The organism is Allobosea sp. P4_C6 (assembly GCF_056402015.1).
Genome location: NZ_JBFUIF010000013.1, coordinates 75,071 through 89,745, shown reverse-complemented (window position 1 = coordinate 89,745; position 14,675 = coordinate 75,071). Strand labels below are relative to the sequence as shown.

General features: G+C 65.9%; 11 protein-coding genes. 10 read left to right on the top strand and 1 reads right to left on the bottom strand.

Annotated elements, in window-relative coordinates; translation table 11 throughout:
* Positions 1-9 precede the first annotated feature (9 nt).
* A complete protein-coding gene (locus tag AC1DVA_RS12065) occupies positions 10-963 on the bottom strand; it encodes a LysR family transcriptional regulator (protein WP_265050320.1) in 954 nt (317 codons plus the stop codon).
* A 108-nt stretch (positions 964-1,071) separates the two neighbouring features.
* On the opposite strand from AC1DVA_RS12065, the gene AC1DVA_RS12060 reads away from it, so the two are divergent.
* The 10 genes from AC1DVA_RS12060 to AC1DVA_RS12015 all read left to right on the top strand — a co-directional run bounded on the left by AC1DVA_RS12060 (position 1,072) and on the right by AC1DVA_RS12015 (position 13,951).
* Positions 1,072-1,908 carry an alpha/beta hydrolase gene (locus AC1DVA_RS12060; protein WP_265050319.1) on the top strand — a complete coding sequence of 279 codons (837 nt, stop codon included), beginning with the start codon at positions 1,072-1,074 and terminating at the stop codon, positions 1,906-1,908.
* Between the two features lie 53 nt (positions 1,909-1,961).
* Positions 1,962-3,161, top strand: a complete 1,200-nt coding sequence (locus AC1DVA_RS12055; protein WP_476806028.1) for an efflux RND transporter periplasmic adaptor subunit — start codon at positions 1,962-1,964, stop codon at positions 3,159-3,161.
* A 160-nt stretch (positions 3,162-3,321) separates the two neighbouring features.
* Positions 3,322-6,501 carry an efflux RND transporter permease subunit gene (locus AC1DVA_RS12050; protein WP_476806027.1) on the top strand — a complete coding sequence of 1,060 codons (3,180 nt, stop codon included), beginning with the start codon at positions 3,322-3,324 and terminating at the stop codon, positions 6,499-6,501.
* 338 nt (positions 6,502-6,839) lie between these two features.
* Complete coding sequence (locus AC1DVA_RS12045; RefSeq protein ID WP_265050316.1) at positions 6,840-7,994, top strand: ABC transporter substrate-binding protein; 1,155 nt, start codon at positions 6,840-6,842, stop codon at positions 7,992-7,994.
* A 171-nt stretch (positions 7,995-8,165) separates the two neighbouring features.
* Entirely contained in the window at positions 8,166-9,989 is a 1,824-nt protein-coding gene (locus AC1DVA_RS12040) for an ABC transporter permease (protein WP_265050315.1), read from the top strand.
* Positions 9,990-10,032: 43 nt separating this feature from the next.
* Positions 10,033-10,908, top strand: coding sequence for an ABC transporter ATP-binding protein (locus AC1DVA_RS12035; RefSeq protein ID WP_265054925.1), 876 nt, complete (start codon positions 10,033-10,035; stop codon positions 10,906-10,908).
* A 10-nt stretch (positions 10,909-10,918) separates the two neighbouring features.
* A complete protein-coding gene (locus tag AC1DVA_RS12030) occupies positions 10,919-11,659 on the top strand; it encodes an ABC transporter ATP-binding protein (RefSeq protein ID WP_265050314.1) in 741 nt (246 codons plus the stop codon).
* The gene (locus AC1DVA_RS12025) at positions 11,656-12,720 is read left to right on the top strand and encodes a putative FMN-dependent luciferase-like monooxygenase (RefSeq protein WP_265050313.1); all 1,065 of its coding nucleotides are present in this window, start codon (positions 11,656-11,658) and stop codon (positions 12,718-12,720) included. The genes AC1DVA_RS12030 and AC1DVA_RS12025 overlap by 4 nt, the downstream gene beginning before the upstream one ends.
* Before the next feature lie 10 nt (positions 12,721-12,730).
* Positions 12,731-13,330 carry a CMD domain protein gene (locus tag AC1DVA_RS12020; protein ID WP_265050312.1) on the top strand — a complete coding sequence of 200 codons (600 nt, stop codon included), beginning with the start codon at positions 12,731-12,733 and terminating at the stop codon, positions 13,328-13,330.
* A gap of 24 nt (positions 13,331-13,354) precedes the next feature.
* Positions 13,355-13,951 (top strand): alkylhydroperoxidase domain protein, encoded by a 597-nt coding sequence (locus tag AC1DVA_RS12015; protein WP_265050311.1) that lies wholly within the window; start codon positions 13,355-13,357, stop codon positions 13,949-13,951.
* Positions 13,952-14,675 lie beyond the last annotated feature (724 nt).

Genomic DNA, 14,675 nt, shown 5'->3' with positions numbered 1-14,675 from the left:
CCACCGAGTTCAGGCGGCGGTCTCCACGTACTGCGCTGGCGGTGGGACACCGGGCCGCTGAACCAGATTGTCCCTGGCGAACAGCTCCGCCAGCCAATCGACGAAGACACGCAGCTTGTTGCTCAAATGCCGGTTCGGGGGATAGACGATGTGCAGCGGCTTTGGAGCCGCGCACCAGTCCAGCAGCAGCGGCACCAGCCGCCCATCCGCGATCGGCTCGCGAGCCATGAAGGTCGGCAGCTGCATGATGCCGTGGCCCGCAAGCCCGGCGGCAAGATACCCGGTGCCGTCATTGAGCGAGATGGTGTAGCGGCCGGCGATCTCGATCGTTTCCGTGCGATTCTGGTAGATCATCGGCAAGACGCGTCCGCCCAGAGCCGGGCGGTAGGCGACGATCTGATGCCCGCTTTCGATGTCGCGCGGATGGCGTGGCGTGCCGAAGCGGGCGAGATAATCGGGCGAAGCACAGGTGATGAGCTGCATCTCGCCAATCCGCCGGGCGATCAGGCTCTGGTCGGCGATCTCGCCGGCGCGCACCGCGCAGTCCAGGTTCTCGCCGATGAGGTCGGCCGGACGGTCGCTGAGGCCGAGGTCGAGCTGGATGTCGGGATAGCGGGCCTGGAACTCGTGAAGCGCCGGGATGATCACCGAGATCGCCAGCGCCGAGCTGCAATCGACCCTCAGCCGTCCGCTCGGGCGCGCCTGTGCGACCGTCAGGCTGGCGTCGAGCTCATCGAGTTCGGAGAGCAGGCGTAGCGCTCGTTCGTAATAGGCGGCCCCATCCATGGTCACCGTCACACGCCGCGTCGTGCGGTTCAGCAGCTTGGCTCGCAAATGCGCTTCGAGCTGCTGGATCAGCTTCGTGACTGTCGGCTTCGGCATGTCGAGGAGATCCGCCGCACGCGTGAACGTCCCGGTTTCGACGACCCTGACAAACGCCCGCATGGCTCCGAGCTGGTCCATGTGCCCTCTGATTGTTTCTCTGTGTAAACAATGAATGAGTGATTAGCCTATTTATTTCGATCAGGCCACCCACTACCTCATGCTGCAACGCAACAGCGAAGGTGAGCCATGCCCGCTATCGCAACACAGAGGCTGCAGCCGGTTCTCTCCGTCTTCTGGCGGGACGAGAGCCTGAGCGTGCGTGGCGAGAGCGTCGCGGGCCGTCTCTATGTGCCCGCGGACGTGCCTGAAGATGCCGGCCTCGTGCTGCATCTGCATGGCGGCCACTTCAACAGTGGCTCTCTCGCCGAGGGACAGGCAGTCGCTACCGCTTTGACCGAGGCTGGCGCGGTGGTGTTCTCGCTCTCCTATCCGCTCGCCCCGGGGCTGCGTTTCCCCGATACGCTGGAAGGCATCTATGTCGCGCTCGAGGCTCTCGCCAGAGGGCGCGCGCGATGGACGGCTCGCAAGGCTCCGGTCTATGTCGCGGGCGAGGAGGCCGGCGGCAATCTGGCGGCGGCGCTGGCGATGATGGCCCGCGACCGTGGCGGGCCGGCGCTGGCCGGGCAGATCCTGCTTTCGCCGATGCTCGATGCCTGCCTCGCGACCGCTTCGCTGCGCGAGGTGCAGGCCGGTCCGGTGGGTTGCCGCTGGGCAGATGGCTGGGCCGATTATCTCGGCACGCCCGAGCGCGCGGCCCATCCCTATGCAGCGCCGCTTCAGGCGACGCGTCTCACCGGGCTGCCGCCGGCGCTGCTGATCAGCGCACAGGACGACCCGATGCGCGACGAGGCCGCACAATATGCCACTCGGCTGCACAAGGCCGGCGTGACCGTCCGCCATGTCGAGCTCGACGCGACGACGCATTGGCCGCAGGCCTATGCCGAGGCGCCGAAGGAAGGTTCCTGCCTCTGCGCCACACGCGGCGCCATCGCGGCCTTCTATGCCCTGACGGCGCCGCCCTAGCGCTCGGCCGCTTCGCCAATTCCATTCCGATCATTCCATAAGGATTTTGACCCATGATTCAGGGAACGAACCGTCGTCGCCTGCTGGCCGGGCTCACCGCCTCGGTCGCTCTGGCCGCCATCATCACCATCGGCCTTTCCGGCAACCGCGCGCAGGGCGACACGGCGCCAGCCGCGCCGCCCGCCATTCCCGTTTCCGTCGCCACCGTCGAGGCGCGCGAGATCGTGCCCTGGGCGGAGTTCTCCGGCCGGCTCGAGGCAATCGAGCGCGTCGAGCTGCGCTCGCGCGTCGCCGGCGTCGTCGAGGCCGTGCATTTCCGCGAGGGCAATCTCGTCAAGCAGGGCGATCTGCTCGTCAGTATCGATCAGGCGCCCTATCTCGCCGAGCTGGAGCGGGTCCAGGCGCAGGTGCTCGCCGCGCAGGCGCGCGTCGCACTGGCCGAGAGCGAGAACGAGCGCGGCCAGCAGCTCAGCGCCAGCCGCAACCTCTCGCAGCGCGACCTCGACACTCGCGTAAATGCCCTGCGTGAGGCGCAAGCGAATCTGCGCGCGGCCGAAGCCGCCCGCCGCACGGCGCGGCTCAATCTCGATTACACCCAGATCCGCGCGCCCATCGCGGGTCGTATAGGGCGGCTCGACGTCACCATCGGCAATCTGATCGCGGCCGGCGGGCAGGTGCTAACGAGCCTGCTTTCGGTCGATCCGATCTATGCCGCGTTCAATGCCGACGAGCGCAGCCTGCTCGATGCGCTGGCCTCKCTGCCGAACGGCTCGCGCGCGCTGGAGCAGATTCCGGTGAAGCTGACGACGGCTGCTGGCGGCAACACGAGCGTCAGCGGCCGGCTGCACTTCGTCGACAACGGCATCGACGGCGCCAGCGGCACGGTGCGGGTGCGCGCCCTGCTCGACAACCCGGAAGGCCGGCTGATGCCGGGCCAGTTCGTCCGCGTGCAGCTCGGGCAGGCCAAGGCCGAGCCGCAGCTCGTCATCAACGAGCGGGCGGTCGGCACCGACCAGAACAAGAAGTTCGTCTTCGTGGTCGGCGATGACGCCAAGGCGGTCTGGCGTGAAGTCTCGCTGGGGGCTGCGCATGATGGGCTGCGGGTCGTCACTGCCGGGCTGAAGCCCGGCGAACGCATCGTCGTCAACGGGCTGCAACGTGTCCGGCCCGGTGCGGTGGTTGCGCCGGAGCCCGTGCCGATGGCCGAGAAGAGCGAGTTGAGGAAGCCCGCGACCGAACTCGCCCAACGCTGAGGCACATAGCCGTCATTCTCGGGCGAAGCGGAGCGCAGACCCGAGAAACTCAGGCAGGATGAGGCTGAAGGAGCCTCATTCGGTGGGAGATGCTCGGGTCAAGCCCGAGCATGACGGCGTTTTTCATCCAACGACAAGCCGCTCGCCAAGGGGGCGTCCCATGAATCTCTCGAAATTCTTCATCGACCGGCCGATCTTCGCGGCGGTGCTCTCCGTGCTCATCTTCCTGGCCGGGCTGCTCTCGATCAGGGCTCTGCCGATCTCCGAATATCCGGAAGTCGTGCCGCCTACCGTGGTCGTGCGCGCGCAATATCCGGGCGCCAGCCCGCGCGTCATCGCCGAGACGGTGGCGACGCCCATCGAGGAGCAGATCAACGGCGTCGAAGGCATGCTCTACATGTCGAGCCAGGCGACGACGGACGGCGTCATGACGCTGAACGTTACCTTCCGGCTCGGCACCGACCCGGACAAGGCGCAGCAGCTGGTGCAGAACCGCGTCAGCCAGGCCGAGCCGCGTCTGCCGGAGGAGGTGCGCCGGCTTGGTGTCACCACGGTCAAGAGCTCGCCCGACCTGACGATGGTGGTGCACATCACCTCGCCGAACGGCCGCTACGACATGACCTATCTGCGCAATTACGCGGTGCTGAACGTCAAGGACCGGCTGGCGCGGATCGACGGCGTCGGCCAGGTTCAGCTCTTCGGCTCGGGCGACTATTCGATGCGCGTCTGGCTCGATCCGCAGAAGGTCGCCGAGCACGGCCTCTCGCCCGGCGATGTCGTCCGCGAGATCCGCGCCCAGAACGTCCAGGCAGCGGCCGGCGTGATCGGCTCCTCGCCCAACGCGCCCGGTCTCGATCTTCAGCTCTCGGTCAACGCCCAGGGCAGGCTCCACAACGAGGAGCAGTTCGGCGACATCATCGTCAAGACCGGTACTGACGGCGCGATCGTGCGGTTGCGCGACATTGCCCGTATCGAACTGGGCGCCGCCGAATACGCGCTGCGCTCGCTGCTCAACGGCAAGTCGGCCGTCGCCGTGCCGGTCTTCCAGGCGCCCGGCTCCAACGCCATCGCGATCGCCGACCGCGTGCAGGAGGTGATGCGCGAGATCAAGCAGAACATGCCCGAGGGCGTGGACTACTCGATTGTCTACGACACCACCCAGTTCGTCCGCGCCTCGATCAAGGCGGTCATCTCGACGCTGCTGGAAGCCATCGCCCTCGTCGTGCTCGTCGTCATCGTCTTCCTGCAGACCTGGCGGGCCTCCATCATCCCGCTCGTCGCCGTGCCGATCTCGGTCGTCGGCACCTTCGCGGTGATGTATGTGATGGGCTTCTCGATCAATGCGCTCAGCCTGTTCGGCCTCGTCCTCGCCATCGGCATCGTCGTCGACGATGCGATCGTCGTGGTCGAGAATGTCGAGCGCAACATCGAGAACGGGCTTTCCCCGCGCGAGGCGACCTACAAGGCGATGCGCGAGGTCTCCGGCCCGATCATCGCGATCGCGCTGGTGCTCGTCGCCGTCTTCGTGCCGCTCGCCTTCATCTCCGGCTTGACCGGGCAGTTCTACCGCCAGTTCGCGCTGACCATCGCGATTTCGACGGTGATCTCGGCGATCAACTCGCTGACGCTGTCGCCGGCTCTCGCGGCGCTGCTGCTGAAGGGCCACCACGCTCCCAAGGACGGGCTGACTGTCGTCATGGACAAGCTGTTCGGCTGGTTCTTCCGCGCCTTCAACCGCTTCTTCAACCGCTCTTCGGAGGCCTATGGCGGCGGCGTGCGCCGGGTGATCTCGCATCGGGCGATCATGCTCGCGGTGTATGTCGTGTTGCTCGGCCTGACCGGCGTACTGTTCAAGGCGGTGCCATCGGGCTTCGTGCCCGGCCAGGACAAGCAGTACCTCGTCGGCTTCGCCCAGTTGCCGGATGCCGCGACCCTCGACCGGACGGAGGATGTCATCCGCCGCATGGACGAGATCGCGCTGAAGCATCCCGGCGTCGAGAACGCGATCTCCTTCCCCGGCCTCTCGATCAACGGGTTCACCAACTCCTCCAACTCCGGCATCGTCTTYGTCGGCCTGAAGCCCTTCGACCAGCGCAAGGACCCCTCGCTCAACGGCAACGCCATCGCGATGCAGCTCAACAAGGAGTTCGGCGGCATCAAGGAGGCCTTCATCGCGATGTTCCCGCCGCCGCCCGTGCAGGGTCTCGGCACCATCGGCGGCTTCAAGCTGCAGATCGAGGATCGCGCCGGCCTCGGCTATCCCGCGCTCGACGAGGCGACCAAGGCCTTCATGGCCAAGGCCGCGCAGGCGCCGGAGATCGCCGGCATGTTCTCGAGCTTCCAGGTCAACGTGCCGCAGCTCTATGCCGATATCGACCGCACCAAGGCCCGCCAGCTCGGCGTGCCGGTGACGGAGGTGTTCGACACGCTGCAGACCTATCTCGGCTCGACCTATGTCAACGACTTCAACCGCTTCGGCCGCACCTACACGGTGCGCGTCCAGGCCGATGCTCCCTTCCGGGCGCAGCCGGAGAATATCGGGCAGCTGAAGGTGCGTTCGAACGCGGGCGAGATGATCCCGCTCAGCGCGGTCCTGAACGTGCGCGCCGATTCGGGTCCGGAGCGGGCGATGCGCTACAACGGCTTCCTCTCCGCCGACATCAATGCCGGCCCGGCGCCGGGCTTCTCCTCGGGGCAGGCGCAGGAAGCGGTGGAGCGTATCGCGGCCGAGACCCTGCCCAAGGGCTTCGCGTTCGAGTGGACCGAGCTGACCTATCAGGAGATCCTGGCTGGCAACTCGGCGGTGATCGTCTTCCCCGTGGCCATCCTCCTCGTCTTCCTGGTGCTGGCGGCTCAGTACGAGAGCATGACGCTTCCGATCGCGATCCTGCTCATCATCCCGATGGGCCTTCTCGCGGCGCTGACCGGTGTCTGGCTCTCGGGCGGGGACAACAACGTCTTCACCCAGATCGGGCTCGTGGTGCTGGTGGGATTATCGGCCAAGAATGCGATCCTGATCGTCGAATTCGCGCGGGAGCTCGAATTCGAGGGCCGGACACCGGTCGAAGCGGCGATCGAGGCGAGCCGGCTGCGGCTGCGGCCGATCCTGATGACCTCGCTCGCCTTCATCATGGGCGTGGTGCCACTGGTGACGTCGACCGGCGCCGGCGCCGAGATGCGCCAGGCGATGGGCATCGCGGTCTTTGCCGGCATGATCGGCGTAACCGCCTTCGGTATCTTCCTGACGCCGGTCTTCTACGTGCTGATGCGCAAGCTGGCGGGCAACCGCCCGCTGGCGCGGCACGATAGCGACGCCCCTGTCTTGCAGGCGGCCGAGTGAGGCACTTCGCATCAGATGGAGCGCGCGGTTCCCGGGCGCTCCATCGCTCCGCGTCGTGGCGGAGGGCATGCCGCAGGTCAGGGATCGTTTGTCATACGGGACAAATGGCCGGCGCAGGCGTCCATCTCCTTCCGAGGAGAAGAATAATTCAACAAAAAGTGACGCATTATTCCGCAGTTACGATAGGAATTTTCTTCGGATGACGCGCGGGAGAGATTGCGTCTCCAATGCAGTGTTCTTTTGAAAGAACGTTTCATTGACGGTATCCGGCCCGAGGCGCAGTCTTTTCCGCAATTGGCAGCTGTCGTCGGCAGCTCGGATTATTGCGGAACATCGTCATGATCACCCGTCGTACGCTATTGCTGTCCGGAGGCGCCGCGCTTGTCCTGCCGGCTATCGGCGAGGCCGTAGCCGCAGAGCCCAATGGCGAACCGATCTATCTCGGCGTCAGCGGCCCGCTGACCGGCCCCAATGCCCAATATGGCGCCCAATGGAAGCAGGGCTTCGACCTCGCCCTCGACCAGATCAACGGCAGCGGCGGCATCAAGGGCCGTCCGCTGCGCTACATCTTCGAGGACACGCAGAGCGACCCGAAGCAGACCGTCGCCGTCGCGCAGAAGTTCATCGCCGACAAGCGTATCGTCGCGGAGCTCGGCGATTTCGCCAGCCCGGCCTCGATGGCCGCTTCGCCGATCTACCAGCGCGCCGGCCTCGTCCAGTTCGGCTTTACCAACTCGCATCCGGACTTCACCAAGCCGGGCGACTTCATCTGGAGCAACTCGGTCAGCCAGGCCGACGAGCAGCCGCTCAATGCTGCCTATGCGGTCAAGCGCCTGGGCTTCAAGCGGATCGCGCTGCTGCACCTCAACACGGACTGGGGCCGCACCAGCAAGGACCACTTCGTCGCGGCCGCCAAGCAACTCGGGGCCGAGGTTGTCGCGGCCGAGGGCTACCTGCCCGAGGAAAAGGATTTCCGCTCGACGCTGGTGCGCGTACGCGATGCCAATCCCGACGGGCTCTTCCTCGTCTCCTACTATGCCGACGCCGCGCTGATCGTGCGTCAGGCCCGGCAGACCGGCCTGAGCATCCCGGCGGCAGCGTCGAGCTCGATCTATTCTCCCAAATTCGTGGAGCTCGGCGGCGACGCGTCCGAAGGCGTCTTCACCGCGGCGCGCTTCTTCCCCGAGGACCCGCGGCCGGAGGTCCAGACCTTCGTCAATGCCTTCAAGGCGAAATACGGCAAGGAGCCGGACGCCTTCAACGCCTATGCCTACGACACGGTGATCCTGTTCGGGCAGGTGCTGCGCGAGGCGCCGGATCTGGAGCGCAGGACGATCCGAGACACGCTCTCCAAGGTCAAGGACGTGCCGAGCGTGATCTACGGCAAGGCGAGCTTCGATCCGCAGGCACGCCGCGTGCTGGGCGCCCGCAACGCCGATCTCGTCGTGAAGAACGGCCGCTTCACGCTCTGGGACGGCAAGGCGACGAACTGAGCCTCGAACGCCTTCCGCAAGAGGCTCGGGTCATCCCGGACAAACCGCGACAGCGGCGCCGATCCGGGATCCATGCCTGAGCCTCGATCGGCGCACTCCGGCATGGATCCCGGGTCAAGCCCGGGATGACCTCGTTTTTTCGTCCGGACGATCCCAAGAACCGACGCAGCGATGACCTCCTGGTTCGACCACACCATCAACGGCCTGATCATCGGCAATATCTACGCCTTGCTGGCGGTGGGGCTTGCCCTGATCTTCGGTGTCAGCCGGCTGATCAATTTCGCTCATGGCTCGGTCTATGTCGTCGGCGCCTATGTCGGCTGGGTCGCGGTCTCGGTTCTGCAGACGCCCTTTCCGGTCACGCTTTTCGTCGTGGTCGCCTTCACGGCGGGGCTCGGCATCCTGATCGAAAGGTTCGGCATCCGGCCGCTGGCCGATGCGCCCCGTATCGCGCCACTGCTCGCGACGATCGGATTGAGCTTCGTGCTCGATCAGACCGTGCAGATCCTGTTCAGCCCCGATCCCCGCTCGGTGCCGATGCAGCTGCCGAACTGGCGCATCACGATCGGCGGCGGTTCGATCGGGGTGCTCGATCTGCTGATCGGCGGCATCGGCATCACGGCCGCCAGCGCGCTTTTCGCCTTCCTCAAGCTGTCGAAATGGGGCTGGGCAGTGCGCGCCACCGCGCTCGACCGCGACGCAGCCCGCGCCATGGGTGTCGATGTCGACAAGGTCAACATGATCGTCTTCGCCATCGCCTCGGCGCTCGGCGGGGTCGGCGGCGTGCTGGTCGGCATGTATTACAATGTGATCACTCCGACGATGGGTTTCGAGGCGACGCTGAAGGGCATCGTGGCCGAGGTGGTCGGCGGCGTCGGCAACGTACCGGGCGCGATCGTCGGCTCGCTGCTGCTCGGCGTGATCGAGAGCTATGGCGTCGCGCTGCTCGGCACGAGCTATCGCAATCTCTTCGCTTTCATCCTGCTGATCGTGATCCTCGTGCTGCGGCCCAACGGGCTCTTCGCCAGTCGCCGCCAGCTCCCACCTGAGCCGATGACCGGCACCTTCGTCGCGCCGAGTAGGCCGGTGCGGCTGCCCGTGCCGCTGCTGGCGGCGGCGACCGCCTTCTTCATCGCTCTGCCCCTGCTGATCGACAATGGCTACCTGATCCAGACGCTGACCAATGCATGGCTCTATGCCTTGCTGGGCCTGAGCCTGACGCTCGTCGCCGGCACCAGCGGCCAGGTCTCGCTCGGCCACGCGGCCCTGCTGGCGATCGGCGGCTATACTTCGGCGCTGCTCGCCTCGGATTTCGGCTGGCCGGTCTGGCTGACGCTGCTTCTGGGTGGTGTGGCTGCGGCGGGGCTCGGCACCTTGCTGGTCTCCCCGGCCTTCCGGCTGCGCGGCCATTACGTCTCGATCGCCACGCTCGGCATCGGCGAGATCGTCGCGCTCGTCATCCTGAACTGGGAGAGCGTGACGCACGGGCCGATCGGGGTCGCGGGCATTCCGCCGCTCTCGCTCTTTGGTTTCGAGCTATACGACACCAACGCGATCTACTGGTTCGCCTTCGCGCTGATGGCTTCGCTGGCGCTGCTGCAGGTCAGGCTGCTCGGCTCGCATCTCGGTCGCACGCTCAGGGCCGTGCGCGACGACGACGTGGCGGCGCGCTCCTTCGGCATCGGGCTCAACCGCTACAAGGGCCTGGCTTTCGCCTTCGGCGGCTTCTTCGCCGGCATCAGCGGCGCCTTCACCGCTCATATGTACTCCTTCATCAACCACGAGACCTTCAACACGCAGATCTCGGTGCTGGCGCTGACGATCGCGATCCTCGGCGGCATGGGCAATGTCGGCGGCGCCATCCTCGGCTCGCTCGCGTTAATTGGCCTGCCGGAGGTGTTCCGCGTCGCGGCGGAATACCGCATCCTGCTCTACGGCATCGCGCTGCTGCTGCTGGTCCGCTTCCGGCCGCAGGGCCTGCTCGGAACCGTCTGAGGAGATGCCCGTGACCGTCTCCTTCCCCTTGCCCGACACGGCCATCCCCCTTCCGCTGCTGGAGGCGCGCGGGCTGGTGCGCCGCTTCGGCGGACTCACTGCAGTAGCGGGTGTCGATCTGTCGATTGCACAGGGAGAACTCGTCAGCGTCATCGGCCCGAACGGCGCGGGCAAGACGACCGCCTTCAACCTGATCAGCGGCCTCGATCGGCCCGACGAGGGTTCGATCCGCTTCGATGGCGTCGACATCACCGGCAAGCCGCCGGAGGCGTTGGCGGCCGCCGGGCTTGCCCGGACCTTCCAGCATGGCCGCGTCTTCGCCAATCTGAGTGTCGCCGACAACGTGCTGGTCGGCGCCCATCGCCGCCTCAAGGCCGTCCGCCCCGCCTGGCCGGTGATCGGCCCGCTGGCGGAACTCGCTTTGGCGCTGATCCGCCCGCCTTCGGTCAAGGCGGAGGAAGCGGCGCTGCGCGAGGAGGTCCGCGAGATCCTGGCGATCTTCGGCGACCGGCTGCTGCCGCGCATCGACCAGCCGGCCTACAGCCTCTCCTACGCCAACCGGCGCCGCGTCGAGATCGCGCGTGCGCTCGCCGCGAGGCCGAAGCTTCTGCTACTCGACGAGCCGACCGCCGGCATGAACCAGACCGAGACGGCGGAGATGCTCGAGATCATCGCCGATCTCAAGGCGCGCGGGCAGACCATCCTGCTGATCGAGCACAAGCTGGACATGGTGATGCGCCTCTCCGACCGTGTCGTCGTGCTCGACGACGGCAAGAAGATCGCCGAAGGCGAACCGCTCGCGGTGCGCAGCGATCTGAAGGTGATCGAGGCCTATCTCGGCCATGGCAGCGTCGGGACCACAAACTCGGCGGCCGAGCCAACGGCGGCTGAGGCGCAGCCGCTTTCCCTTTCCGCATGAAGGGATTGCCATGACCCAGAGCCAGACCCACCCCATTCTCGCGCTGAAGGACGTCGATACCTTCTACGGCCCCGTGCAGGCCCATTTCGGCCTGTCGCTGCATGTCGGTCAGGGCGAGATCGTCAGCCTGCTCGGCGGCAATGCCAGCGGCAAATCGACGACGATGAAGCTCATCCTCGGGCTGGTGAAGCCGGCAGCGGGTGACGTTCTGGTCGACGGCATCTCGACGCTGAAGCTCAAGACGCCGCAGATCGTGCGTCTCGGGGTCGGCACCGTGCCGGAGGCGCGCCGCCTGTTCGGCGCGATGAGCGTGCGCGAGAATCTACTGATGGGGGCTTTCGTGCGCGACGACAAGGCCGGCATCGCGGCAGATCTCGAACGCATTCTGACATTGTTCCCCCGTGTGGCGCAGCGCCTGAGCCAGCAGGCGGGTACGCTTTCGGGCGGCGAGCAGCAGATGGTGGCGATGGCGCGCGCATTGATGGGCCGGCCGCGCATCGTCATCATGGACGAGCCGACGATGGGCCTCTCGCCGCTCTGGGTCGACCGGGTGCTGGAGCTGATCCGCGATATCAATGGTCAGGGTGTCGCCATCTTCATGGTCGAGCAGAATGCGAGCCTGGCCCTTCAGATCGCCCATCGCGGCTATGTCCTGCAGACCGGCCGCATCGTGCTCGAAGGCAAGGCTGCCGATCTGCTGGTCGATAGCCGCATCAGGGACGCCTATCTCGGCGGCGCGGAGGCGGCATGAGCGTGAAACGCCTGGGTTTCTTCACCCGTCTTCTCGACGATGCGCCGGCCCGCGAGCGCTACCGGCTCGCAACCGAGCAGATCGTTCATGCAGAGCGGCACGGCTTCGACAGCGCCTGGGTCGCGCAGCATCATTTCCACCGCGACGAGGGCGGGCTGCCTTCGCCCCTGCCGTTCCTGGCCTATGTCGCGGCCAGGACCAGCACGATCAGGCTCGGCACCGGCATCATCATCCTGCCGATGGAGGACCCTGTCCGCACGGCCGAGGATACGGTGGTCGTCGACCTGCTCTCGGGAGGTCGCCTCGAAGTCGGTCTCGGCACCGGCGCGACGCCAGAAACCTTCCTCGCCTTCGGGCTCGACAAGGAACAGCGCACCGCGATCTTCGCGGACAAGCTCGAAAGTCTGCTGGAAGCCTGGGGCGGCGCGGCGCTCGGCCATGACAGGAACAGGCTCTACCCCGAGGCCGGAACGCTGGCCGACAGGGTCTGGCACGCGACCTTTTCCGCTGTGGGCGCTGAGCGCATCGGCAAGGCCGGGGCGGGGCTCATGCTCTCCCGGACGCAGCCGCGCAGCCCCGGCAATCCGCAGGCGACGCTGCCCGAAATCCAGCACCCGATCGTCGACGCCTATCTCGCCAACCTGCCGAGAGGCGCTGCGCCGCGTATCATGGCCTCACGCTCACTCTTCGTCGCCGACAGCCGGCAGGAAGCGTTGAGACATGCCGAGCATGGCCTCAACCGCGTGCTCGATCGCTTCATTGCCAGCGGCCACCAGATCGCTGACCGCAGCCTGCCAGGGCTGATCAAGACCCTGGACACCCATGTCGGCACGCCCGAGGATGTGGTTGCTTCGCTTGCTGCCGACACGGTGTTGCCGCGCGTCACGGATATCGTCTTTCAGGTCCATTCGGTCGACCCGCCGCATTCGCTGACCCTGCGCTCGATCGAGCTGACCGCGCAGGAGGTTGCGCCGGCTCTCGGCTGGCGCGGGCGCGACCCGCTCGCAGAACAGCGCGAACTGCCCCGCCAGCCGGCGGGCGCGAACACCGTCCAGGCATGAGGAACCCGCCATGAGTAACCAGCAGACAATCGACGTCCTCGACCGCCTTGCCGGTATCGCCGGGGGCTCGCCGCTCGATGCCCTGCGACGCGAGCGCCCCGAGACCCGTGGCAACGCACAGGCGAGTTATGAGGCACTGTTCGAGGCCAAGGACGAGACCGGCGCGGCGCCTGGCGAACGTTTTGCGGTGGCGAGCTTCGTCGCGCTGCTTCACGGCGACGATGCGGCCTCGAAACACTATCTTGAGCTGCTCGGGCAGCAAGCCGGAGGGTCAGCGCTCGCGTCGCTCATCCGGGCGCAAGCCGAGCGTGCCGCGACGCGTGGGCCGTACGGCGCATATCCACCTGGCCCGTTGTCGCAGGAGGACACCGCCGGGCCGGTTCTCGCCATAGCAGCCGCCGACCGCGCGGAGCTGGGCGATCTTCTCTCTGCGGCTCTGGAGCATACGCATGCTCTGGTCTTTCATCCACGCGACGCCAAGGCCTCGGATTTCGACGCTTTGCAGGCTGCCGGCTGGAGCACATCGGCTATCGTGACGCTCTCGCAGATCGTCGCCTTCCTCTCCTTCCAGATCCGCGCCGCGCATGGCCTGCGCGTGCTCGGCCTTTGAATTCCGCCCCGACGGAGTGACGCTATGACCGACACCACACTCGAACGCCCGATCGCCGCCGCACCGAACGCCTTCACCCAGGCCGAGCTGGGCTGGGAAGCATGGCTCGATCCCGTTCCGGAAGAGGCGCTGACCGATCGCCAGAAGGAAGGGCTGGTCGATATCGCCCGCGCCAAGAGCGCCTATTTCAGGCTGCTCGCGCATGATCCCGATATCCTGCGGTTCCGCACGCTGGCGGACAAGGACATCTTCTACAACACCCGCGCCGGGCTGCCGCGCGCCGAGCGGGAGCTGGCGGCAGCGGCAGTTTCGCGCAGCAATGGCTGCATCTACTGCGCTTCGGTCCATGCGCGCTTCGCGAGCACCTATTCGAAGCGCCGGGACGAGGTTCAGCGCCTGCTCGACGAAGGCGTCGGCGCCGACATCGATCCGCTCTGGAATGCGGTGATCGAGGCGTCCGTGGCGCTGACGGCAACTCCGGTCGCGTTCGGCCCCGAGCATGTGCGCAAGCTGCGCGATCTCGGCCTCGATGATCTCGCGATCGCCGATCTGATCCATTCGGCCGCGTTCTTCAATTGGGCCAACCGGCTGATGCTGTCGCTCGGCGAACCGAGAATCTAGACCGCGTCGGCTTTGGCTGCCGGCTGCGACATCACGGGCGTCGGGGAGGGAAAGCCCCCGCGCCCGATCCGTTCTTCGTCAACGGTGCGCGATCGGTTTCGAGACCGACGCGCTTCGCCGGGCGCGTGGAAGCCCGGGCCTGAAGCGATCGGCGTTTCGGCCGCAAGGCGGCGTCGCGGGCGGCGCGATATGGCTTGAAATATTCGTGCCTTACTTTAGGGTATAGATCGCTATCGGGATACTGTATCTTCGAAAGTATTCGTTGGCCTGAAGCCGCCTTGCATAGCCTTGCGATCCTTCGGTCTCAGGAACGTTCCGGCTCATAGCGACCGCCGGCATAGCGCGCGAGACCGAATTCCTGCCTTCATCCAGAATACGCGATAGTCGCCGTGGTGAGGGGCTTCGAAATTGGCACACAGCTTGGCTCGATCCACATAATGCCTGCCCCGAGCCGCCTGTTTGCCTATGTCTGGCGCAACAGCTATCGGCAACAGATAGGTATTATTGCGATCGTCGTCATATCTCTTCCGTTTTATTATCTCTCCCTCGAATTGCCTAAATATATTATCTCAGGTGCTTTGCAGGGGAAGGATTTTCCGAACGGAGGCGGATATGTAAATATCCTGCCGTTCAATTCCGGAATTAACGCTTTTGGCTTCGAGATAAAATCCAACGGAATCGCAGTAAGTCGCATATCGTATCTCTTTATATTATCTTTTGCGTT

Excerpts from the sequence above, each read along its gene's own strand:
- AC1DVA_RS12065 (WP_265050320.1), bottom strand. The coding sequence starts at position 963 with ATGGACCAGCTCGGAGCCATGCGGGCGTTTGTCAGGGTCGTCGAAACC.
- AC1DVA_RS12060 (WP_265050319.1), top strand. The coding sequence starts at position 1,072 with ATGCCCGCTATCGCAACACAGAGGCTGCAGCCGGTTCTCTCCGTCTTC.
- AC1DVA_RS12045 (WP_265050316.1), top strand. The coding sequence starts at position 6,840 with ATGATCACCCGTCGTACGCTATTGCTGTCCGGAGGCGCCGCGCTTGTC.
- AC1DVA_RS12040 (WP_265050315.1), top strand. The coding sequence starts at position 8,166 with ATGACCTCCTGGTTCGACCACACCATCAACGGCCTGATCATCGGCAAT.
- AC1DVA_RS12030 (WP_265050314.1), top strand. The coding sequence starts at position 10,919 with ATGACCCAGAGCCAGACCCACCCCATTCTCGCGCTGAAGGACGTCGAT.
- AC1DVA_RS12025 (WP_265050313.1), top strand. The coding sequence starts at position 11,656 with ATGAGCGTGAAACGCCTGGGTTTCTTCACCCGTCTTCTCGACGATGCG.
- AC1DVA_RS12020 (WP_265050312.1), top strand. The coding sequence starts at position 12,731 with ATGAGTAACCAGCAGACAATCGACGTCCTCGACCGCCTTGCCGGTATC.
- AC1DVA_RS12015 (WP_265050311.1), top strand. The coding sequence starts at position 13,355 with ATGACCGACACCACACTCGAACGCCCGATCGCCGCCGCACCGAACGCC.